This is a genomic window from Isoptericola sp. BMS4 (assembly GCF_011634835.1).
In the GTDB taxonomy this organism is placed as follows: Bacteria; Actinomycetota; Actinomycetes; order Actinomycetales; family Cellulomonadaceae; genus Isoptericola.
This window is the reverse complement of sequence record NZ_SIRP01000001.1, coordinates 417884-440648: the sequence shown is the minus strand read 5'-3', so window position 1 is coordinate 440648 and position 22765 is coordinate 417884. Positions and strand designations below refer to the sequence as shown.

Genomic DNA, 22765 nt, shown 5'->3' with positions numbered 1-22765 from the left:
TTCTCCTTCGCTTCCCACCGCTGTCTCGGGGGCGGCCCTGCCGCGACGCCTGAGAAGTCGTCTGTCGGGCCACCCCGACAGACATCATGACAGTCAGGACGGCACCCGGCCGTCCGGTGCGCCCCAGGCCAGGGAGCTCGTGGTGTCGCAGGTCGGCTTGTACTCCGCGGCGACCGTCCCGGCGTAGCCCGCGCCCCGCAGCGCACCGGCGAACGCCTCCCAGCCGACGGCGCCTGAGCCCGGCTCCCCGCGGCCGGGCGCGTCGGCGAGCTGCACATGCCCGACCCTCCCGGCGGCCTCGTCCGGCACGGCCGCCACGTCGACGCCGTTCGAGGCGAGGTGAAAGGTGTCCAGCAGGAGGGCGAGGCGCTCGCTACCGACCTCGGCGGCGAGCCGCAGCGCGTCATGGTGGGTGGTCAGCGGGTAGGACCCGTTCAGGCCGACCGCGAGGGGCTCGACCAGCACCGTGCCGTCGACGTCCGCGACAGCATCCGCTGCGCGGCGGTAGGCCCCGACGGCGGCCGCGCGCTGGACGGTGCCGTCCACACCCGCGTCGAGCTGACCGAAGAGCAGGTTGAAGCCCCGGCAACCGGTCGCCCGGGCGACACGAAGGAGGGCCTCCGCGTTCGCGTCGAGCTCGCCGGCGCGCTCCGGCCGGCAGGCGACCCCTCGCTCCCCCGCGGGCATGTCCCCCGCGAAGAAGTTCAGCCCGGTCAGCCGGACGCCGGCGTCGTCGACGAGGCCGGCCAGCTCGTCCAGCCGGTCGTCGCCAGGATGCGGCTCGGCGAACGGCCACCAGCTCTCGACGGTGGTGAACCCCGCGTCGGCCGCCGCCCGGAACCGGTGCTCGTAGGGCACCTCGGTGAACAGCAGGGAGACGTTCGCGCTGACCTCGTAGTCGCTCCATCGCATGCCACCATCTTGGCATCAGATGCGATACATGTCATCATGTCTGACAATCAATGAGGATGGGAGTTGCCCGTGACCTTCACGGATGCTCGGCCGGCGGCCCACGACGGGCTGCGCACGCCGCACTGGTACAGGACGGCCACCCGGTGGACCCAGCTGACGTTCACCGACGACGACCCTGCGGTGCTGGACGTCGACTTCTGGATCGACGTCATGCGCCGCTCCCGGTCCAACGCGCTGTGCCTCAGCGCAGGCGGGTACATGGCCTTCTACCCGACCCGGATCCCGTACCACCACCGCAGCGCGCACCTGGGCGACACCGACCCTTTCGGGGCGCTGGTCGACGGGGCGAGGCGGCTCGGCATGCACGTCATGGCGCGGGTCGACCCCCACGCCGTCCACCAGGACGCCGCCGACGCCCACCCCGAGTGGCTCGCCCGGGACGCGCACGGGGACCCGATCCCCCATGCCTCCATGCCCGGGCTGTGGTGGACCGATCCGTTCAGCACCTACCACCGCGAGTTCACGACCGAGGTCGCCCTCGAGATCGTGCGCGAGTACGACGTCGACGCCGTCTTCGCCAACCGCTGGGAGGGACACCGGGGCGTCTCCTACACCGAAGAGACGGCCCGGCGGTTCCTCGCCGACTCCGGCCACCGGCTCCCGCGCGAGGACGACCCGGACGACCCGGCCTGGCCCGCCTGGACCGCATGGCAGAGCCGCCGGCTGAGCGAGCTCGTGGTGCTGTGGGACGACGCCGTGCGCGCGGTGCGGCCCCACGTGCGCTTCATCCCCAACCGCGGAGCCAACCTCACGCGCGACCTCGTGCCCGAGCTGGTGGGCGACCGCTACCCGATGTTCTTCGTCGACAAGCAGGGACGGTCGGGCACCGAGGCGGCCTGGGAACCGGGCAGGATCGCCAAGCGCGCCCGCGGCCTGCACCCGGAGCGGCCGGTAGCGCTCATCACCTCCGTCGGCCCCGAGGACCACGAGAAACGCTGGAAGGACTCCGTCGCCGACCCGCACGAGACCGCGAGCCTCGTGATCGACGGCTTCGCCCAGGGGGCGCGCCCGTGGTTCACCAAGTTCAAGGCGGAGTGCTTCGACACTCGCTGGGTCGCGCCGGTCGTCGAGGCGTTCCGGCTCCACGAGAGGTGCGAGCCCGTGCTCGGCCGCCTCCGGCACACCGCCGAGGTCCTGCTGCTCGACAGCCGGGCGAACTCCGGCGGGCACCGCGGCCACGAGGACGGCGTCTACCAGGCGCTGCTGGAGGCGCGCATCCCGTTCGAGTACATCGCCGACGACGCTCTCACGGCCGACCGGCTCGCCGAGGTACGGGTCCTGGTGCTGCCCGCGTGCCCCGAGCTGTCCGCCGACCACGTGCGCGTGATCGAGGAGTACGTCGCGGGCGGCGGCAGCGTCGTCGCGGCGTTCGACTCGGGCCTGACCCGGGACGGGACCACGATCGCCCTCGGCGACCTGCTCGGCGTCCGGCTCGTGCAGGGCGTCCGCGGGCCCGTGAAGAACAAGTACATGACGATCGAGGCCGACCACCCCGTCGCCGCGGGCTACGACGGCACGCGACGGATCGTCGCCGGCACCCGGGTGCTCGACGTCGAGGCGGCACCGGGCGCCGAGGTGGTCTTCCGCTTCGTGCCCGACTACCCGGACCTGCCGATGGAGGAGGTCTACCCCCGGCCCGGCGATGCCACACCGGCCGTCGTGGCGCGCGAGCACCCCTCCGGCGGGCGCACCGTGCACCTCGCCTTCGACGCCGGGGAGGTCTACTGGGAGTCTCTCCAGTCCGACCACGGACGGCTCCTGGCCAACGCGGTGCGCTGGGCGCTCGGCGACGAGCCGGAGCGGGTCCGGGTGGACGGCGCGGGGCTCGTCGACATCGCCCTCCTCGATGGGGACGACGAGCTCGCCGTGGCCGTCGTGAACCTCACCAACCCCATGGCGATGCGGGGGCAGCAGCACGAGCTCCTCCCGCTCGCCGACCAGGAGGTGCTGGTCCGGCTGCCCGAGGGCGCCGAGGACGTGCGCGCGCGACTGCTCGTCGACGGCCGCACCGCACCCGTGACCGTCACCGGCGGCACCGCCCGCGTGCACCTCGACCGGATCGACCGGATCGAGGTCGTGCACCTCGAGTGGCGGTCCCCGACCTCCCGCTGACCCCCGGCACCCGCCGAGCATCCCGGAAACCGCCCGTCCGACGACGGGCCCGACCCCAGGAGGACACGTGCGCATCGGATTCATCGGCCTGGGCGTCATGGGCGCACCCATGGCTCTCAACCTCGTCCGCGCCGGGCACGAGCTGACCGTGCACCGCGTCAAGGAACGCTCCCGCCACCTGCTCGACGAGGGGGCCACGGCCGCGGCGTCGCCGCGCGAGGTCGCCGAGAAGGCGGAGATCGTCGTGCTCATGCTGCCCGACACCCCGGACGTCGAGACGGTCCTGCGCGGCGACGACGGCGTCCTGGCGGGCCTGCGACCAGGGACGCTCGTCGTCGACATGAGCTCGATCTCCCCCGTCGTGACGGTGGACCTCGCCGCCGCGGTCCGCGAGGCGGGCGGCGAGTACGTCGACGCACCCGTCTCCGGGGGCGACGTCGGCGCCCGCGACGGCACGCTGACCGTCTTCGTGGGCGGCGACGACGGCCCGGTCGCCCGGGCGACGCCCCTGCTGGAGGTGCTCGGCTCGACGATCACCCACATCGGCCCCGTCGGGGCCGGCCAGGCCGCCAAGGTCGCCAACCAGGTGATCGTCGCCGGGACCATCCAGGCCGTGGCCGAGGGGCTGGCGCTCGCGGAGGCGGCGGGCATCGACGCCGGCACGGTCCGCACGGCGCTCTCCGGGGGGTTCGCCTCCTCGCGGATCCTCGACCTGCACGGCCGGCGGATGATCGAGCGCGCCTTCGACCCGGGGTTCCGCCTGCGCCTGCACCGCAAGGACCTCGGCCTCGCCCTCGAGGCGGCCGAGCACCACGGCGCCGCCGTGCCCGGGACCCGCGTCGTCGCCGCCCAGATGGACGACGCCCTCGCGCGCGGGTGGCAGGAGCTGGACCACTCCGCCCTCTTCCGCCTGGTCGGCGAGACCGACGCATGAGCGGCCGCTGGTGGGAGGCGCCGTTCCGGACCTTCCAGACGAACCTGCGCGAGGTCGACGCCGACCTCGACGTCGACGCGGTCCTCGACGACATCGAGGCCTACGGGGCCGACACCTGGCTCCTCAGCGTCGGCGGCATCGTCGCCAACCACCCGAGCTCCCTGGCCTCCCAGACGGTCAACCCGGCGCTGGCCGCCCGCGCGTCGGGGGACCTCGTCGGCGACGCCGTCGCCGCCGCCCGGTCGCGGGGGATCCGGGTGCTGGGCCGCATGGACTTCTCCAAGATCGACGCCCGCCGCGCGGAGGAGCACCCCGAGTGGTGCTTCGTCTCCCCGGACGGCGCGCCGCAGGTGTACAACGGCTACCGCAGCACGTGTCCCAGCGGGGCGTACTACCAGCGCGAGGCGTTCGACGTCCTCACCGAGGTCCTCGACCGCTACGACCTGGCGGGCTTCTTCCTCAACTGGATGTCGTTCAACGAGCGCGACTACAGCCGCCGGTACTGGGGCGTGTGCCGCTGCGCGGCCTGCCTGGCCGCCTTCCGGGAGCACTCCGGCGGCGTCGCGCACCCGACCGGCCCCGACTCCCCCGGCTACGCGGCGTGGCAGTCGTTCGCGGCGGGAGTCCTCGACGACCTGCACGCCCGGCTGCGCGCGCACATCCGGGACCTGGCGCCCGACGTCGCCCTCGTCCTGGGCGACCGTGCGGACGTCACGTTCCACGAGGCCAACAACGCGGTCGGGCGGCCGCTGTGGCACCACAGGACGGCTGAGGCGGTCAGCGCCGCGCGCTCGGGCGACGACGGGCGGCCCGTCTTCGTCAACGCGGTCGGCTTCGTCGACATGCCCTACCGCTGGGCCGGCGAGGACCCCCACCACTTCGCGCAGCACCTGCTGCAGGCGGTCGCCCACGGCGCACAGCCGTCCACCTACGTGATGGGGACGCCGGCCGACAGCCCGTTCGAGGCGCTGCGCGTCGGCGGGGAGGTCACCCGCTTCCACCGCGACAACGCCGACCTCTACGCCGGCCTCGTCTCGACGGCCCGCGTCGCGCTGGTCCGGGGCTCGGGCGACGGCGCGGCACAGGGTGCGCGCCGCACCGCGGAGTTCCAGGGCCTGTACCTCGGCCTGCTCGAGTCGCACGTGCCCTTCGACGTCGTCCGTCAGGACCGCCTCGCCGGTCTGGCCCCCGACCGCTACGCGCTCATCGTGCTCCCGGACGTCGGCGTCCTCGCCCCCGGGGAGCTCGCGGCCGTGGAGGCGGTGCTCGCCGCCGGAGGCACGGTCGTGGCCACCGGCGACTCGGGCTGGTCCGACGGCGCACCGCAGGTCCACGGCGCGGAGGCCGTGGCCCGGGAGACGGCCGTGTACGCCACGGAGGAGTCGGTGCGCTCGCTGCACCTGCCCACCGGCCCCGACGGCGGCGACCTGCTGCCGGTCGTCGGGCCCTTCCGGGTGCTCGCCCCCGGGCCGGAGGCCGAGACCGGCTGGCACGCCGTGGGGCGTGCCCTCTACGGGCCGCCGGAGAAGTGCTACGGGCACGCGGCGACCCCGCACCCCGGCTGGGTGTCGGGGGCCGTGGGGGGCGGGCGCCTGGCCCTGGTGCCCTGGCGTCCGGGGCTGGTGTACCGCGAGCTCGGGCTGAGCCGCGCCCGCGACGCCTTCGTCGCGCGGCTCCTGGCCCTGGCCGGGCCGGGGCTGCGGGTGGACACCGACCTGCCCGCCCAGCTCCAGGTCGTCCCCGGGAGCACCGGCCGGAGCACGGTGGTCCACCTGCTCAACCGTTCCGGTGACGCCCCGCAGCGCTTCACCGCGCCGCTCGAGATCGGGGCCGGGACGCTGCGCGTGCCCGCCCGCGGCGAGCCCGTCGCCGTCCGGGCGCGGGTCGCCGGGAGCGAGCTGTCCTGGGCCCTCGACGGGGCGGACGTCGTCGTCCGCACCCCGGCCGTGGGGCTCTTCGAGGCCCTCGAGATTCGATGGCATAACAACTAGACGTGCAATCTTGACAGGCAATCTTGCCTGACTCAGGGTGGAGCAACCGAGCTTCACCCGACCACCTTCCAATGACGGGAGAGTCACCATGCGTGAGCTGAGCCGACGGAACTTCTTGGTCGCCGTGGGGGCGGCCGCCGGCACCGGGATCCTGGCGAGCTGTTCGGGCGTCGCCGGGGGAAGCGGCGGCAGCGGGGAACGGACCCTGCGCTACGCCTTCTGGGGCAACACGGTGCGCCAGCAGAACTACGAGCAGGCCTTCGGGCAGATGAAGTCCGCTCTCGACATCACCCTCAACGTCGAGTTCGCCGACTACGACGCCTACCAGGAGCGGATGACGACCCAGATGGCGGCGGGCAACGTCGCCGACATCTTCTGGGTCCCGTCGCCGCACGTCATGACCTACGAGGCCAACGACCTGTACCTGCCGCTCAGCGAGATCTCGTCGCTGGACCTGTCGGACTACTCGGAGGCCGACCTGCGCGACTTCGAGCTGGCGGGAACCCTCAACACGATGCCGTTCGGCATCTTCGTCCCGGTGGTCCGGTCCAACCGGACCATGGCCGAGCAGGACGGGGTCGAGATCCCCGACGACTGGGACTGGGACTGGCTGGCCGACTTCGCCGCCGACTACTCGAAGAACGCCGGCGGCGAGCGCAAGGCCCTGTCCTACGGCGCCGACCACGACCTCTCCTTCGAGGCATGGCTGCGCCAGCACGGCGAGCAGCTGTGGACCGAGGACGGGCAGATCGGCTTCAGCGCCGACGGCCTCGGCGCCTGGATCGAGTGGTGGGAGAAGCTGCGCACCTCGGGCGCCACCACGTCCATCAGCGAGCAGGACGGCGTGTCCCCCAGCTGGGAGGACGTCGGCGACCGCTGCCTGCTGTGGTTCGGCAACTCCAACCACATCGTCGACGACTCGGCGATGTACCCGGAGACGGACTTCCGCCTCCACCAGCCGCCGGCCGCCGCCGACGCCACCGAGGGACACCCCTTCCTGTACTTCCCCCGCATGGCCGTCTACCAGCAGGCCGCCGAGGAGCGCGCCGAGCTGGCCGGCGAGGTGGTCGGCTACTGCACCTCCGACGTCGAGATGCAGAAGGTCGTGGGCCTGACCATGGGCGTGCCGCCGAACCCGCGCGTGGCCGAGGAGTACGCGCAGTTCGCGACGCCGGACGAGCAGGAGATGCTGCGGATCACCACGCAGGCCCGCGAGGCCGACCGGCTCCCCCGGTACGAGGCGCCGCCCGGCACCAGCGCCTGGCGCACCACGTTCACGCGCGTGCTCGAGGAGGTCACGGTCGGCCAGGCCGGCGTCGCGGCGGCGGCGGAGTCCATGATCGCGGAGATCGAGCGCGGCATCAGCCGGGCCGCGGACTGAGCGAGGCACCATGACGCTCACCCCGATCCGACCGGCCACGCCGGCCGAGACTCCCGTGCCACGCCGGGCGCGGCGCCGGGCTCTCGGCCGGCAGGACGGCGTGGCCCACCTCTTCATGGCCCCCTGGCTGGTGGGGCTCGTCGCCATCACGTTGATCCCGATGCTGGCGTCGCTCTACCTGTCCTTCACCGACTACAACATCCTCAGCGCGCCGACGTTCGTCGGGGCGGAGAACTACGAGCGGATGCTCGACGACTCCCGGTTCTGGGCCTCGGCGCGCGTCACCCTCGTCTACGTGCTGGTGTCGGTGCCGCTCCAGCTCGCGTTCGCGCTCGGGCTCGCCCTCGTCCTCGACAAGGGGCTGCGCGGCCTGCCCGTCTACCGCAGCGCCTACTACCTGCCCTCGCTGCTGGGCACCAGCGTCGCGGTCGCCGTGCTGTGGCGGCAGATCTTCGGGCACGACGGCCTGGTGAACCAGGCGCTCGGCTTCTTCGGCATCGAGGGCACGAACTGGCTCCAGAACCCGTCGACGGCGCTCAGCACGCTCATCGTGCTCAACGTCTGGACGTTCGGCTCGCCGATGGTCATCTTCCTCGCCGGCCTCCGCCAGCTCCCGGAGGAGCTCTACGAGGCCGCCCGCGTGGACGGCGCGTCGGTGGTGCGCCAGTTCGCGAGCATCACGGTGCCCCTGCTGACCCCGATCATCTTCTTCAACCTCATCCTGCAGACGATCGGGTCGTTCCAGGCGTTCACGCAGGCCCACGTCGTGAGCGGAGGCACGGGAGGGCCGGTCGACTCGACCCTCTTCTACACGCTGTACATCTACCAGCAGGCCTTCGTGAACTTCGACATGGGGTACGCGTCCGCGCTCGCCTGGGTCCTGCTCGGCGTGATCGCGGTGATCACCGCGGGCCACTTCCTCCTGTCCAGGTACTGGGTGTTCTACGGAGACTCCGATGACTGACCTCGCCGCACCCCCGACCACCACCCCGTCGCCGGCCGGGCCCCACGTCGAGAGCGCCTCGGCGACGCGGGCGCGGCGGCGGGGCGAGATCGTCCGGCACACCGGGCTCATCCTGTTCGGGCTCCTCATGCTGTACCCGCTGATCTGGATGGCGGTCAGCGCGTTCAAGCCCTCGCACCTGGTCCTCACCGACCCGGGGCTCATCCCGACCGAGCTCACCCTCGACAACTTCCGCGCGGGGTGGCGCGTCGCCGGCTACCCGTTCGTCGTGTTCTTCGGCAACTCGCTCGTGCTTGCCGTGAGCTGCATCGTGGGGAACCTCGTGTCGTGCTCCCTGACGGCGTACGCGCTCGCCCGCATGAACTTCCGGGCGCGCAAGCTCTACTTCGGGATCGTGCTGGTGTCGGTGATGCTGCCGATGCACGCCACCCTGATCCCGCAGTACATCGTGTTCTCGGAGCTCGACATGGTGAACACCTTCGTGCCGCTGGTGCTGCCGAAGTTCCTCGCCACGGACGCCTTCTTCGTGTTCCTCATGATCCAGTTCATCCGCGGGATCCCGCGCGAGCTGGACCAGGCCGCCTGGCTGGACGGCGCCGGCCCGTTCCGCGTCTTCTGGCACGTGATCCTGCCGCTCATGCGCCCCGCACTCGTGACGACGACGATCTTCACGTTCATCTGGACGTGGAACGACTTCTTCGGCCAGCTCATCTACCTCACGGAGGCGCCGGTCTACACCGTGCCGGTCGCCCTCAACGCCCTGGTCGACTCCCAGTCGGCGCAGGGCACCGGGACCCTCATGGCCATGTCCGTGCTGTCACTCGTGCCGATCCTGTGCTTCTTCGCGTTCGCCCAGAAGCACCTCATCCGCGGCATCTCCACCACGGGGCTCAAGTGAGCGGCCCGGCGGCGGGGGCCGCGATCCTGGTCGCCCCCGGCTCCGGCCTCGACGCCGGGGCCGTGCGGTCGGCGGCGCCAGGCCACCCGGTGCACGAGGTGACCGAGCCGACGCCCTGCGCCTGCGCCCGCGGCGGCGTCCCGCTCGCGGACGTGGGCGTCGTCCTCGGCGCCTCGCCACGGGACGACCTGTCGTTCCTGCCCGGGCTGCGCTGGGTGCACAGCGGCGCGGCGGGGGTCGACGGCTGGCTCGCGGCGGGCACGCTGCCCGACGGCGTCACGCTCACGTCCGCCGCCGGGAACGGGGCCGTCCCCCTCGCGGAGCACGCACTGATGCTCATGTTGATGCTCAGCCGGGACGCTCCGCGCTGGACCGCCGCCCAGCGACGCCACGAGTGGGACCGGTTCACCCACGGGGAGCTGGCGGGGGCCACGCTCGGCGTCGTCGGCTACGGCAACAGCGGGCGCGACCTCGCGCGCAAGGCCCAGGCGTGCCACATGCGGGTCCAGGCGCTGCGGCACACGCCGTCCGGCCCGAGCGACGGCGACGTCCGCCTGCTGTACGGGGCCGACGGCCTGCGGGAGCTGCTCACGACCAGCGACCACGTCGTCGTCACCGCACCGCTCACGCCCGCCACCCGCGGGCTGATCGGCGCGGACGAGCTCGCGCTGCTGCGGCCCGGAGCATTCGTGGTCGTCGTCTCGCGCGGCGGGATCGTGGACGACGACGCACTGGCCGACGCCGTCCGCGCGGGGCGGCTCGGGGGCGCCGGTCTCGACGCCCACGCGACCGAGCCGCTGTCGCGGGAGAGCCCGCTCTGGGACCTGCCGAACGTCGTCGTCACTCCCCACAACGGCGCGACCACCCGTGAGACGGCCGAGCGCGGGCGCGGGATCGCGCTCGACAACGTCGCCCGCTGGGTGTCGGGGCGGCCGCTGCGCAACGTCGTCGACCCCGAGCGCGGCTATTGACGCACGCCCCCGGGCCACCGTCTCATCCACGCACGGCGCGGCGCAGCGCCGGCCACGCCCCGCTCGACCACAGCGCCCACGCCACCAGCACCGGCTGGAAGAAGAGCCGGCCCAGCCGCTTCCCGTCCGTGTCGAGGCCGAACCCGTCCTTGCCCTCGAGCCACTGGGCGACGTTCCCCGGGAAGATCACCACGAAGAACGCCGCCACGAGCAGCCCGGCGGCGACCTTCCACCGCGGCAGGACGACGAGCGCACCGCCCAGGGCGATCTCCGCCGCCCCGGACGCGAGCACGGTGACGTCCTCGTCCACGGGGAACCACGCCGGCACCTGGGCCTGGAACTCCTCCCGCGCCACGGTGAGGTGCGTGATCCCCGCTCCGGCCAGCGCCGCCCCCAGCGCGATCCTGGCCAGGGTGCGGGGCGTCGATGTCGGGGCGGGGCGCGTCAGCTGCTGGAAGTCCATGAGGCGATCCTCGCCCCGCGGCCGCGTCAGCACATCCTCGGCCGACCGGTCAGGGCGGCAGTCCGGGATCGGGTCGGCAGTTCAGACTGCCGACCGATCCCGGACTGCCGCGGTGATGCCTCGGTCAGGCGTCGTCGCGCTTCTCGAACGCGGCGGGCCGTTCCTGCACGGCCCGGACGCGGTCGACGTCGAGCTTCTCGGAGCGGTCGAAGCGGTAGATCCCGTTCTGCTCCTGGAACACGTCGGTGAGCTGCGTGTAGCAGTAGCCGAACATCAGCGGATCGTCGAGCAGGGCGTCGGTCAGGCCGGCGAACCGGGCGTGGAACTCCTCCTCGTCGGCGACACGCTGGCCGTACCCCCACGACTCGGCGCGGTCGTCGCCCGCCGCGGCGGCCGCCTCCTCCGGGTTCCACCAGATGCCGCCGTACTCGCTGCAGAAGTACGGCTGCCCGCGGTACGGCAGGGAGATCGGGCCCTCCGGGTAGTCGTTGGCCCAGGGCTCCCCGGTCGCCAGCCCGGCCATGTCCCGGGCGAACGACCGCGGGTCCTGCTCGTAGTGGTGGGAGTCCCACACGTCGGTCTCGAGCACGCGGTGGGAGTACCCGCTCGCGTCGAGCACGGGGCGCGACGGGTCCGCGAGCTTGGTCGCGAGGAACATCGCGCGCGTGACGTCGTCGAGCTGCGTGATCCGGTCGTGCAGCAGCTGGTGGGTCTCGTTGAGAGGGCACCATCCGACGATCGACGGGTGGGAGACGTCCCGCTCCAGCGCCTCGAGCCACTCCCCCACGAACGACGTCGTAGGCCGCTGGTGGTCCTTCGACGTGCCGAAGCCCCCCGCGCCCCAGTCGCCGAACTCCCCCCAGACGAGGTAGCCCAGCCGGTCGGCGTGGAACAGGTAGCGCTCCTCGAACACCTTCTGGTGCAGGCGCGCCCCGTTGAAGCCCGCCCGCAGGCCGAGCTCGACGTCTCGGGCGAGCGCCGCGTCGGACGGCGCGGTCATCAGGGACTCCGGCCAGTAGCCCTGGTCGAGCACGAGCCGCTGGAAGACGGGCTCCCCGTTGATCCGGACCGCCGTGCCCTCGATCGCCACGGACCGCAGGCCGGCGTAGCAGCGGACGGCGTCGACGACGGCGCCCGTCGCGTCCTGCAGCTCGACCTCGACGCCGTACAGGTGCGGGTCGCGCGGGGACCACGGCCGCACGCGGTCGGCGGGGAGCTCGACGCGCACCGACGGCGCCAGGTCGAGGTCGGCACGGGCGGAACGGGTCGCGACGACACCGTCGCCGTCGCGCACCGTGACGACGACGCGGTGCCCGCGCCGGTTCTGCGTGAGGGGCACGCGCACGTCGAGCGCCTCCGCGGCGAGGTCCGGCGTGATCCGGGGGCGGCGCAGGCTCGCGGCCGGCACCGGCTCCATCCACACCGTCTGCCAGATGCCGGTGGTCCGCGTGTAGTGGCAGTCCCTGTTGGCGTACAGGCCGGACTGCTTGCCGCGCGCCTGCGGGATGCCGCGGTGGTCGCGGGCCCGGACGACGACGGTCACGGTGTCGCCCGGAGCGGCGACCCCGTGCAGGTCGGCGACGAACGGCGTGAAGCCCCCGCGATGGCGCACCACCTCGGTACCGTCCACCCAGACGGTGGCGTCGTGGTCCACCGCGCCGAAGTGGAGCAGCACGTGCGTGCCGTCGCCGTCGACGTCCGCCCAGCCGGCGGGGATCGTCACCTCGCGGCGGTACCAGACGGCCTCGAGGAAGTCGGTGTTCCCGACACCGGACAGCTCCGACTCGGGGGCGAACGGGACGGTGATCGTCCCCTCGAGCGGCCGGTCGCGCAGCCCGCGCTCCAGGCCCGAGTCGCCCTGGTCGATCTCGAACCCCCACGGGCCGTTGAGGTTGAGCCACCGGTCGCGCACCGTCTGCGGACGCGGGTACTCGGGGCGCGGGACGTCGCCGACCGTCGGGGCGGAGGGCGGGTCGAGGCGGTCGAGAAGGGTCATCGTGGTGCTCCGTTGCGTGGACGACAGTGCTGCGGATGATTCAACATCGCCCCGACCGAGAATGCAACGTTGAATCAGAGAGGGTGACCCCGACGCCCTGGCTCGCGCGCCGCTCGGCTGCTCTCCCGCACCAGCAGCCGGTGCGGGACCACGACGTCCACCTCCGTGTCCTCACGGTCGCCGGACGGCCGCTCCACCTGCGCGACGACCCTGTCGACGGAGGTCTCCGCGATGGAGCGCAGGTCCGGAGCCACCGTCGTCAGGGACGGGTTCGAGTACCGCCCGTCCTCGGTGTTGTCCCACCCGGTCACGGCGACGTCCTCGGGCACGCGCACCCCGTTGAGCCGGAGCGCGTGGAGGGCGCCGAGCGCGAGCTCGTCGTTCGCGCACACCAGCCCGTCCACCTGGTCGATCCGCGGCAGAACGCCCTCCACGGCCTCGACGCCCGCCGGACGCGAGAACTGGGCGACCGGGAGGATCCAGCGCGGGTCGGGCTCGACCGCCTGCGCGACGTGCGCCTCGCGGTAGCCCTGCACCCGCAGGGCCCCCGTGCGGTCGTCGACGGGTTCGGCGCCGACGAAGGCGAGCCGGCGCCGCCCCGTCGTGAGCAGGTGCTCCGTGACCTCGCGCGCGGCCCGGACGTTGTCGATGCTCACGTGGTCGGTGGCCCACCGCCGGTCCCGGCCGGGGTCGTCGCGCTCGCCGAGCAGCACCATCGGCGTCTCGCCCCGGACCTCGGCGATCTCGGACGGCCCGATCGCCAGCGGCGAGAAGATGATCCCGTCGATGGCCTGCACCCGGAACCCTCGCGCCACCTGCAGCTCCGCTTCCCGGTCGGTACGGGTCTCCTCGATGAGCACGCGGTAGCCCCGCGCCCCCGCCACCTCGATGACGATGTGCGCGAGCAGGGAGAAGTACGGCGAGTGCACCCACGGGACGGCGAGGGCGAGCGTGTTCGTGCGGCCCTGGCGCAGCTGGCGCCCCGCCAGGTTCGGGCGGTACCCGAGCTCGGCGATCTTCTCCTCGACGCGAGCGCGGGTCGCGTCCCCGACGCGCCCGGTGCCGTTGACGACGTTGGAGACCGTCTTCCACGACACCCCGGCCGCGACCGCCACGTCCTTGATGCCGACGCGGCCGCTGCCGCGCCGCCGAGCCCGCGCCGGCGTACCGCCCTCGGCCGGGAGCGGGCCCCCGGCGCCGTCCTCCGTCGTCATCGAGCACAGCCCCTTCGTCGCGTCGCCGGTCGACGGCGCCGTCGACACTCGCTCTTGACGGCCCGCGGTCGCTAGTCCATCGTGGTTCCACGTTGGAGCGCAACGTTGCATCCCAGGAGGGTCGATGATGACCATGCAGCGCAGGTTCGCGACGCCGAGAGGGGGGCGGCCGGTCCGCACCCCCCGCCGAGGCTCGCACCCGTCCGGACCCGGCGAGACCGGTGGCGACGGCCGACCACTCAGCCGGCGCGGCCTGCTGCAGGCCGCCCTCGTCGGCGCCGGCGGCGTCGCGCTCGGCGGGGCGCTGTCCGGCTGCGCGACACCCACGGCCTCGGGCGCCGGCGGCACGCCGGTCATGCTCTGGGACCTGTTCTCGGGTGGTGACGGAGCGCTCATGCAGGAGATGGTCGGCGCCGTCGCCGCCGCCAACCCGGACATCGCCGTCAGCTCCACGACGCTGGCCTGGGGCGCCCCGTACTACACCAAGCTGGCCATGGCGTCGTCCGGCGGGCGCCCGCCCGAGGCCGCCGTGATGCACATGTCGCGGCTCGGCGGCTATGCGCCCGGCGGGCTGCTCGAGCCGTTCGACCTCGACGCGCTCGCCGCCCTCGGCGTCACGCAGGACGACTTCGCCCCCGCCGTCTGGGAGAAGGCGCAGTTCGAGGGGCAGCTCTACGCGCTGCCGCTGGACACGCACCCCTACATCGCCTTCCACAACCCCGAGATCGCCGGTGAGGCGGGCCTCCTCGACGGCCAGGGCAAGCTCGACGTCGCCCCCGGGCCGGACGCGTTCCTCGACGCCGGCCGGGCGATGGCCGAGGTCACCGGCGAGACCGGTGTCTCGTGGGGCTACCTGCGCGACCCCGCCGGGTGCTGGCGCATGTTCTGGGGGCTGTACAACCAGGCCGGGGGCGGCTACGAGCTCACGCAGGGCCGGCCCGCCGAGCTCGACGAGGGCGCCGCGACCGAGGTCTTCGAGTTCCTCCAGGCCATGGTCGACGGCAAGGTCGCGGCGCGGAACCAGGACGGCAACGCCGCGTCCGGGCGTTTCATGTCGAACCGCACCGGGCTGATGTTCGCCGGCGAGTGGGACCTGCCCATGTTCCGTGACGCCATCCCGGACGTCGGCGCCACGCCGTTCCCCGCCATCTTCGACGCCCCCGCCAACTACGCCGACTCGCACGCGTTCGTGCTGCCGAGGCAGGCGCACCCGGACCCGGCCGCACGGGAGGCGACCTACCGCGTCCTCGCCGGGCTCCTCAAGGAGGGCCTCACGTGGGCCTCCGCCGGCCACATCCCGGCGTACCAGCCGGTCGTGCGGACGGCGGAGTACCAGCAGCTCACGCCGCAGCGGGACTACGCGCCCGCGGCCGAGATCGCCGTCTTCGACCCGGACGCCTGGTTCACCGGCGGCGGCAGCGACTTCCAGACCCGCATGGGCGACTCCATGACCGACACGCTGTCCGGCAAGGCGTCCCCCGCCACCGCCGTCGAGCGCATCCTCAGCGAGATGAACCGTTTCCTCTCGCAGCCCAGCCCCGCCTGATCGAGAGGACGACGATGACCGCCTCGAGCACGTCACTGAGCGCTCCCGTCACGCGCCTCCCCGGTCGCGCGACGGGCTCCCGGACTCGCACCGGAGCCGCCGCCGCACGCAGACCGCTGCGCGAACGCGACCGCTCCGGGTACCTGTTCGTCGCCCCCTTCGCGGTGGCGACCGGGCTCTTCCTGCTGTGGCCGACGATCTACGGCCTGTGGATGAGCCTCACCGACCAGAGCCTCACCGCCACGGAGAGCTCCTTCATCGGCTTCGACAACTACGTCGAGGCCTTCGGCGACCCGCAGGTGTGGACGACGTTGTGGCACACCGTGTGGTTCACGGTGCTGAGCACGGTGCCCCTCGTGATCGTCGCGCTCGTCATGGCGCTGCTGGTGCACACCGGCCTGCCCGGCCAGTGGGTATGGCGCATGGCGTTCTTCGCCCCGTTCCTGCTGACCAGCGCCGTCGTCGCCTCGCTGAGCTCGTGGCTCTTCCAGCCCGACATCGGCCTGCTCGACACCTGGCTCGCGAACCTCGGCCTCGGGCCGGTCGGGTGGCTCACCGACGAGAACGTCGCGATGTTCTCCATCGCGCTCGTCACCGTGTGGTGGACCGTCGGCTTCAACTTCCTGCTGTACCTGGCCGCGCTGCAGGGCATCCCGCAGCAGCAGTACGAGGCGGCCACGATCGACGGTGCGGGCGGCTGGCGGCGGCTGTTCGCCATCACCGTGCCGCAGCTCAAGACGATCACCGGCGTGATCGTCGTGCTGCAGCTCCTGGCGTCGATGAAGGTCTTCGACCAGATCTACCTGCTCACCGCCGGGGGGCCCAACGGGAGCACGCGGCCGATCCTCGAGTACGTCTACGACATGGGCTTCACCAACTACCGGCTCGGCTACGCCTCGGCGATCTCGTACGTGTTCTTCGCACTGATCCTCGTGTTCACCCTGGTGCGGCTCCTGCCCACGAAGAAGGAGGCCTGACATGGCCGTCCCCGCGTCCGTCTCGACGATGGTCACCGCGCGCAGGTCGGCCCTGCAGCAGACCCGGGCCGACAACCGCACGCTCACCAAGCTGACGATCGGCCCCTCGCCATGGGTGCGGGCCGGCGCACTGGCGGCGCTCGTCGTCCTCGCCGGCCTGTGGTTGCTCCCCCTCGCGTGGGGCGCCGTGACCAGCTTCAAGCACGAGGCCGAGGCCGCGCTGCCGGCGTCCTGGTGGCCCTCGCAGGGCTGGACGCTCGACGCCTACCGGCAGGTGCTCGGGCACAGCGAGCTGCTGGGCTGGATGTGGAACAGCCTGGTCGTCGCGGCGCTGGTGACAGCGCTGACGGTGCTGATCTCCGCGATGGCGGCCTTCGCGTTCTCCCAGACCCTCTTCAAGGGCAGGGGTCTCCTGCAGTTCCTCACCCTCGCGTCGATCATGATGCCCGGCCAGATCCTCATCGTGCCGCTGTTCAAGCAGATGCAGGCCATGGGCCTCGTGGACTCGGTCGCGGGCATCGTGCTGCCGCAGGTCGTCGCGCCGGTGATGGTCTTCATCCTCAAGCGGTTCTTCGACGCCGTCCCCGGCGAGCTGCTCGACGCCGCCCGCATCGACGGGGCCGGCACCTGGCGGATGTTCTGGACGATCGTGGTCCCGCTGTCGAGGTCGATCCTCGTCGCGGTCGCGATCTTCGTGTTCATCGGCGCGTGGAACAACTTCCTGTGGCCGTTCATCGTCACGACCGACCCGCAGTTCATGACTCTGCCCGTCGGCCTGTCGACCGTGAAGAACGCCTACGGCGTGCAGTACGCGCAGAACATGGCATCCGCGATGATCGCGGCGCTGCCCCTGCTCGTCGTGTTCATGCTCTTCCAGCGGCGCATCGTGCAGGGCGTGGCGACGACGGGGATGGGCGGCCAGTAGTCCCGCGAGGCTGTCGCCCCGGGACCCGCCACGTGCCGGGTCCCGGGGCCGCCCCGTGCCTCGTCATCCGAGGTCGCACGACAACAACCGGCACGCCGGCCCTTGACAGGGCCGCCAGCGATGAGCAATCTGGAGACCCCGGCGCATGATACGTATCATATTGGAACCAATGGAGGATCCGTGAGCCACCGGACCGGCGACCGCCACCCAGGACGACGACAGGCATCGCACCGTCCCCGCATGCCTCGAGCAGGGGCATGGCCCTCGGAGCTCGTGGACCGGGGCGCCCACCGCCGTGGACGGCAGTCCCTCCCTGATGACACCCGTGCCCCTCGGCGCCCGCGGAGCCACGTATGAGCGCGATCGGCGAGTCCGTGACGACTGCCGCACCGGGCCCGGCCCCAGCTCCACGAGGCGGCGGCGACGCGTCGCAGCGTCGGGTCTCGCGTGCTGGTGACATTCGTGCCGGGTATGCGTTCTTTCTTCATCCTCTTCCAGCGCTACATCGTCGACGGCGTCGCCACCCAAGGACTCAAGGGCTGAGAGGACGACCCACCCACCGGACCAGCGGCACGACTGCACCACGAGACCTGGGGACGCCGTCCCCGACCGACCAGACCCGCAGAGAAGCGGGACGGAGGACACCATGAAGCTCGCACGAGATATCACCACCGCGGCCACGCTGGCGCTGGTCCTGAGCGCCACCGCTGCCTGTGGGCAGGGCGGCGGGAGCACCGGTCCGGCGGAGCCCGTCTCCACCGACGAGGACATCACCCTGACGTTCACGTGGTGGGGCAACGACGACCGCGCCGAGCGCTACCAGGAGTCGATCGACCTCTTCGAGGAGGAGTACCCGAACATCACGATCCAGACGCAGTTCCAGTCCTGGAACGACTACTGGAGCGCGAGGTCCACGGAGGCGGCGGGCAGCGCGCTGCCCGACGTGATGCAGATGGACGCCGGCTACGTCCGGCAGTACGGGGCGACGGGTCAGCTCGCCGAGCTCGACGGCCAGATCGGCGTCAACCTCGACGTGGACGGCGTGGACGACTCCGCTCTGGCGTCGGGCCGGATCGAGGGCACCACCTACGCCGTGCCGGTCAGCCTCAACACCCAGTCGCTCATCTACAACACGAAGCTCCTCGACGAGCTCGGCATGGAGCCCCCGGCCGAGGGCTACGACTGGGACGACCTGATCGCCTGGTTCTCCGACGTCGCCGAGGCCGGCGCCGATCACGACCCGCGGGTGTACCCGATCGGGGACATGACGGGGAACAGCCCGTGGTTCCAGCAGTGGTTGGTGCAGCAGGGCAAGGCGCCGTTCACCGACGACGGCGAGATCACGTTCACCGAGGAGGACGTACGGGCCTGGGCGGACCTGTGGGCGCCGCTGCGCGAGGCTGAGGCGTTCTTCCCCGCCCAGCGCGCGGCGCAGCTCGAGCCGAAGACCGGCATCAACTCCAGCGAGGTCGTCGCCGAGGCCAACTGGGACACGCTGATGCCGAACTACACCGCCGAGCTCGGGAGCGACGACCTGGACCTCATGCCCATCCCGACGGGTGACGACGGCCAGAAGATGTACTGGCACGCCGGCGTCATGCTCTCGGCGTCGGCGAGCTCCGCCCACCCGGACGCAGCGGCCGCGTTCATCGACTTCATGACCAACGACCCGCGCGTCGGCAAGATCTTCGGCACCAGCAAGGGCGTGCCCGCCACGCAGGCCCAGAGGGACGCGATGACGGTGAAGGAGGGATCTCCGGACGACCGCCTCCTGACCTACGAGGACGCGATGAGCGACGAGATCACCGAGCCCGCTCCCGTCCCGGTGGAGGGCTACGGTCAGATCGAGCTCGAGATGTCGCGGCTCGCCGAGGAGATGGAGTACGGGAACATCTCGGACGACGAGTTCGTGGACCAGTGGTTCGCGTACGCCCAGGACACCGTCCAGGCGGACTGACCCGGACGCCCCGCGGAGCCCGGCCCCTCAGGGCGTGGGTGCCGCGGGGCGCCCACCTGTCGACTCGCGCCAGCAGACGCGCTGGATGGGTGCCGCCGCGGCGGGTCGCTCTCCGCGCAGGGCTGCGACCAACCGACGCATGGCGGCCCGGCCCGCCTCCGGGAAGTCGACGGCGACGGTGGTGAGCGACGGAGACATGTAGGCCCCGACCGGCGAGTTGTCCCAGCCGGTGACGACGAGGTCGTGCGGCACGGACCAGCCGCGCTCGGCGGCACCGCGCAGCACCCCGGCCGCGAGGATGTCGCTGGCCGCGATCACGGCGAGCCGTGGCGCGTCCTCGGGAAGGTCGTGGACCGCGCGGCGCGCCGACTCGGCACCCCAGTCTCCGCCGATGACGCCGAGCGACTCGACCCCGTCCTCGGCCAGGCTCGCGACGGTCCGCCGGTACACGTCGCGCCGGGCACGGGCAGAGACGTACTGCTCAGGGCCGGCCACGTGCACGAAACGCCGGAAGCCCGCAGCGGCGAGGGTCGTGACGAACTCCTCGATCGGGCTCGCGTCCGCGAGATCCCCCACGGTGCGCGACTTCTCGTCGAACGCCGCCTCGGCGACGACCGCCGTCACGCCCGCCTCGTCCTCCGGCTGCTCCTCCGCGGCCGACAACGCCTCGGGGAGCACGGGCACGAGGGTGAGGATGCCCTCGTACTGCCGGCTCGCGGCGAGCTCGCGCACACGCGTGGTGCGCTCCTCGATCGTCCCGTCGACGCTGTGCGTCTCCATGACGTAGCCCGCGGCCTCGGCGGCCTCCCCGGCACCTGCCAGCACCCGGACATGGTTGTCGAGCGTCAACCCGGTGACCACGGCGAGCCGGCCGGAGCGGCGCGTGCGCATGGAGCGGGCCGCCAGGTTGGGGCGATAACCGATCGACTCGGCGACCTTCAGGACGTGCTCGCGCGTCGACGCGGAGATCGTCCCCCGGCCGGTGAGAGCGTACGAGACCGCCGCCTGGGAGACGCCGGCGAGTCGCGCGACGTCACGGCTGGTAGGAGGCTTCGGCACCCGTACAGTATGGCCTCCTTCCCGCCGCCGCTGCTCACGACGCCTTGACACGGGTGCCACCTGCGGGCACGCTGGAGACGCACCGAATTATACGTATCATGCCGTTCCATCGGAGGAACCATGCTCACCATCGGGATCGTCGGCACGGGCGGCATCGCGCGCGCCCACGTCGACGCCTACCAGCGGTTCGCGCGGGAGTGCGAGATCGTCGCGCTGTGCGACCCCGCCCCCGGCCGGGCCGAGGCGCTGCGCGCCGAGCTCGGGATCGACGGCGCCCGCGTGTACACGGACGCGACCGAGATGCTCGCCGCGGAGAAGCTCGACCTCGTCAGCGTCGCGACGCCGCCGTCCACGCACGCGGAGCTGTCCATCGAGGCCCTGCGGGCCGGCGTCGACGTGCTCGTCGAGAAGCCCATGGCCCCTTCGCTCGAGGAGTGCGACGCGATGATCGCGGCGGCGAAGGACAACGGCCGCCTGCTGTCCGTCGTCGCGCAGAACCGCTTCCGCGACGACATCGCCACCCTCAAGGAGGTGCTGGACTCCGGCCTCGCCGGGCCCGTGACGCACGCGCAGGTGAGCTCGTCGTGGTGGCGCGGCACCGAGTACTACGACCTGTGGTGGCGCGGCACCTGGGAGAGCGAGGGCGGCGGCTGCACCCTCAACCACGCCATCCACCACCTGGACATGACCCTGTGGATGCTCGGCTCGCCGAAGGCCGTGACGTCGGTGCTCACCAACGCCGCGCACGAGAACGCGGAGGTCGAGGACCTGTCGGTGAGCGTGCTGCAGTACGACCGGGCGCTCGCCGAGGTCACCGCCTCGGTGGTGCACCACGGCGAGGAGCAGGCCATCGTCGTGCAGGGCCGCGACGCGCGGGTGTCCCAGCCGTGGAAGGTCGTGGCGGAGACCGCCCGCCCCAACGGCTTCCCCACCCCCGACGGCGACATGGAGCTGGTCGCGAAGATCGAGGCCGTGGCCGCCGCGCACCGGCCGCTCGCGCACACCGGGCACGCCGGCCAGGTGGGCGACATGCTCGACGCCGTCCGCGAGCGCCGTCGTCCCGCCGTCGACGGCGAGGACGGGCGCCGCGCCATCGAGCTGGTCACGGCGATCTACGCGGCCGGCATCGAGCGCCGCACGATCGACCTGCCGCTGCGGCCCGACGACCCGTACTACCGCACCGGCACGCTCGTGGAGCGCGCCCCGCACTTCTACGACAAGACGGCGTCGGTGACCGAGCAGGCGGGCGAGATCACGGTGGGGGCCAAGGCATGAGCGCCATCAGCGCGGCGAGCACCGCGAGCGGGGCCGCGTACGCGCCCGAGCCGATCCCCGCGCCGGTGGTGGAGCCCGGCGAGTTCGTCTTCGCGGCGGCCCACCTGGACCACGGCCACATCTTCGGGATGTGCGAGGGCCTGGCGGGCGCGGGCGGCACGCTGAAGTGGGTCTACGACCCGGACCCGGCGAAGGTCGAGGTGATGCGGCAGAAGTTCCCGGACGTCCGCGTCGCCCGGAGCGAGGCGGAGATCCTCGACGACGACGAGGTGCGCCTCGTCGCGGGTGCCGCGGTGACGTCGGAGCGGGCCGCGCTGGGCCTGCGCGTCATGGAGGCGGGCAAGGACTACTTCACGGACAAGGCGCCGCTCACGACGCTCGACCAGCTCGCGGCGGCGCGCGAGGCGACGGAGCGCACGGGCCGCAAGTACGCCGTGTACTACTCCGAGCGCATCCACGTGGAGGCCGCGGTGCTGGCCGAGCAGCTCGTGGACCGGGGCGCGATCGGCCGCGTGCTGCAGGTGATGGGCATGGGACCGCACCGGCTGGGGACGGGCCGCCCGGACTGGTTCTTCACCAAGGAGAGGTACGGCGGCATCCTCTGCGACATCGGCAGCCACAACTTCGACCAGATGCTGCACTATGCCGGGGCGAAGGACGCGGAGATCAGCCACGCGGCGATCGCGAACTACCACCACCCGGACCACCCCGAGCTGGACGACTTCGGCGAGGCCGGCATCGTCATGGACAACGGCGCCACCGGCTACTGCCGGGTGGACTGGTTCACGCCCGACGGGCTGAGCACATGGGGCGACGGGCGCACGTTCATCCTCGGCACCGACGGCTACATCGAGCTGCGCAAGTACGTGAACGTCGGCACCGGCGAGGGCGGGGGCCACGTGTTCCTCGTCGACGGCGCCGGCGAGCACCACCTGACGGCGAACGGCCAGGTCGGCTTCCCGTACTTCGGGCGTCTGGTGCTCGACTGCCTGGAGCGCACGGAGAACGCGATGACGCAGGAGCACGCGTTCAAGGCGGCGGAGCTGAGCGTCCTGGCCCAGCAGGGCGCGCGGGTGCTCACGCCCTGAGCGACCGGGCGGGCTCCCCCGAGCGCGGTGCGCGACCGGTCG

General features: G+C 72.4%; 18 protein-coding genes. 13 read left to right on the top strand and 5 right to left on the bottom strand.

Features of this window, described 5'->3' with window-relative positions; genetic code table 11:
* Window positions 1-93: 93 nt before the first annotated feature.
* A complete protein-coding gene (locus EYB28_RS01980; protein ID WP_166844407.1) occupies window positions 94-912 on the bottom strand; it encodes a hydroxypyruvate isomerase family protein in 819 nt (272 codons plus the stop codon).
* 69 nt (window positions 913-981) lie between these two features.
* On the opposite strand from EYB28_RS01980, the gene EYB28_RS01975 reads away from it, so the two are divergent.
* From EYB28_RS01975 to EYB28_RS01945, 7 genes are all read left to right on the top strand, one after another.
* Window positions 982-3084 (top strand): alpha-amylase family protein, encoded by a 2103-nt coding sequence (locus EYB28_RS01975; protein WP_166844406.1) that lies wholly within the window; start codon window positions 982-984, stop codon window positions 3082-3084.
* Between the two features lie 67 nt (window positions 3085-3151).
* A complete protein-coding gene (locus EYB28_RS01970; protein WP_166844404.1) occupies window positions 3152-4018 on the top strand; it encodes an NAD(P)-dependent oxidoreductase in 867 nt (288 codons plus the stop codon).
* Window positions 4015-6009 carry an alpha-amylase family protein gene (locus EYB28_RS01965; RefSeq protein ID WP_166844402.1) on the top strand — a complete coding sequence of 665 codons (1995 nt, stop codon included), beginning with the start codon at window positions 4015-4017 and terminating at the stop codon, window positions 6007-6009. The genes EYB28_RS01970 and EYB28_RS01965 overlap by 4 nt, the downstream gene beginning before the upstream one ends.
* Before the next feature lie 88 nt (window positions 6010-6097).
* Window positions 6098-7390: an ABC transporter substrate-binding protein gene (locus EYB28_RS01960; protein WP_166844400.1), complete on the top strand. Its 1293-nt coding sequence runs from the start codon at window positions 6098-6100 to the stop codon at window positions 7388-7390.
* Window positions 7391-7400: 10 nt separating this feature from the next.
* Window positions 7401-8354: a carbohydrate ABC transporter permease gene (locus tag EYB28_RS01955; protein ID WP_166844398.1), complete on the top strand. Its 954-nt coding sequence runs from the start codon at window positions 7401-7403 to the stop codon at window positions 8352-8354.
* Window positions 8347-9252 (top strand): carbohydrate ABC transporter permease, encoded by a 906-nt coding sequence (locus EYB28_RS01950; protein WP_166844396.1) that lies wholly within the window; start codon window positions 8347-8349, stop codon window positions 9250-9252. The genes EYB28_RS01955 and EYB28_RS01950 overlap by 8 nt, the downstream gene beginning before the upstream one ends.
* Entirely contained in the window at window positions 9249-10223 is a 975-nt protein-coding gene (locus EYB28_RS01945; RefSeq protein WP_166844394.1) for a D-2-hydroxyacid dehydrogenase, read from the top strand. The genes EYB28_RS01950 and EYB28_RS01945 overlap by 4 nt, the downstream gene beginning before the upstream one ends.
* A 22-nt stretch (window positions 10224-10245) precedes the next feature.
* Here EYB28_RS01945 and EYB28_RS01940 read toward each other — a convergent pair whose 3' ends face one another.
* The 3 genes from EYB28_RS01940 to EYB28_RS01930 all read right to left on the bottom strand — a co-directional run bounded on the left by EYB28_RS01940 (window position 10246) and on the right by EYB28_RS01930 (window position 13896).
* Window positions 10246-10686 (bottom strand): MauE/DoxX family redox-associated membrane protein, encoded by a 441-nt coding sequence (locus tag EYB28_RS01940; protein WP_166844393.1) that lies wholly within the window; start codon window positions 10684-10686, stop codon window positions 10246-10248.
* 124 nt (window positions 10687-10810) lie between these two features.
* Window positions 10811-12682, bottom strand: a complete 1872-nt coding sequence (locus tag EYB28_RS01935; protein ID WP_166844391.1) for a glycoside hydrolase family 2 protein — start codon at window positions 12680-12682, stop codon at window positions 10811-10813.
* 74 nt (window positions 12683-12756) lie between these two features.
* Window positions 12757-13896: a LacI family DNA-binding transcriptional regulator gene (locus EYB28_RS01930; RefSeq protein ID WP_166844389.1), complete on the bottom strand. Its 1140-nt coding sequence runs from the start codon at window positions 13894-13896 to the stop codon at window positions 12757-12759.
* 124 nt (window positions 13897-14020) lie between these two features.
* Here EYB28_RS01930 and EYB28_RS01925 point away from each other — a divergent pair, with 124 nt between their 5' ends.
* The 4 genes from EYB28_RS01925 to EYB28_RS01910 all read left to right on the top strand — a co-directional run bounded on the left by EYB28_RS01925 (window position 14021) and on the right by EYB28_RS01910 (window position 19301).
* A complete protein-coding gene (locus EYB28_RS01925) occupies window positions 14021-15442 on the top strand; it encodes an extracellular solute-binding protein (protein ID WP_240930343.1) in 1422 nt (473 codons plus the stop codon).
* Between the two features lie 14 nt (window positions 15443-15456).
* Window positions 15457-16419, top strand: a complete 963-nt coding sequence (locus EYB28_RS01920) for a carbohydrate ABC transporter permease (RefSeq protein ID WP_166844387.1) — start codon at window positions 15457-15459, stop codon at window positions 16417-16419.
* 1 nt (window position 16420) lies between these two features.
* Window positions 16421-17344, top strand: coding sequence for a carbohydrate ABC transporter permease (locus EYB28_RS01915; RefSeq protein ID WP_240930342.1), 924 nt, complete (start codon window positions 16421-16423; stop codon window positions 17342-17344).
* 646 nt (window positions 17345-17990) lie between these two features.
* The gene (locus tag EYB28_RS01910) at window positions 17991-19301 is read left to right on the top strand and encodes an ABC transporter substrate-binding protein (protein ID WP_166844386.1); all 1311 of its coding nucleotides are present in this window, start codon (window positions 17991-17993) and stop codon (window positions 19299-19301) included.
* A gap of 27 nt (window positions 19302-19328) precedes the next feature.
* Here EYB28_RS01910 and EYB28_RS01905 read toward each other — a convergent pair whose 3' ends face one another.
* A complete protein-coding gene (locus EYB28_RS01905) occupies window positions 19329-20360 on the bottom strand; it encodes a LacI family DNA-binding transcriptional regulator (RefSeq protein ID WP_166844384.1) in 1032 nt (343 codons plus the stop codon).
* Between the two features lie 120 nt (window positions 20361-20480).
* Between EYB28_RS01905 and EYB28_RS01900 the strand changes: the two genes are divergently transcribed.
* Both EYB28_RS01900 and EYB28_RS01895 read left to right on the top strand, forming a co-directional pair.
* Complete coding sequence (locus EYB28_RS01900; RefSeq protein WP_166844382.1) at window positions 20481-21635, top strand: Gfo/Idh/MocA family protein; 1155 nt, start codon at window positions 20481-20483, stop codon at window positions 21633-21635.
* The gene (locus EYB28_RS01895) at window positions 21632-22723 is read left to right on the top strand and encodes a Gfo/Idh/MocA family protein (protein ID WP_166844380.1); all 1092 of its coding nucleotides are present in this window, start codon (window positions 21632-21634) and stop codon (window positions 22721-22723) included. Before EYB28_RS01900 ends, EYB28_RS01895 begins: the two co-directional genes overlap by 4 nt.
* Window positions 22724-22765 lie beyond the last annotated feature (42 nt).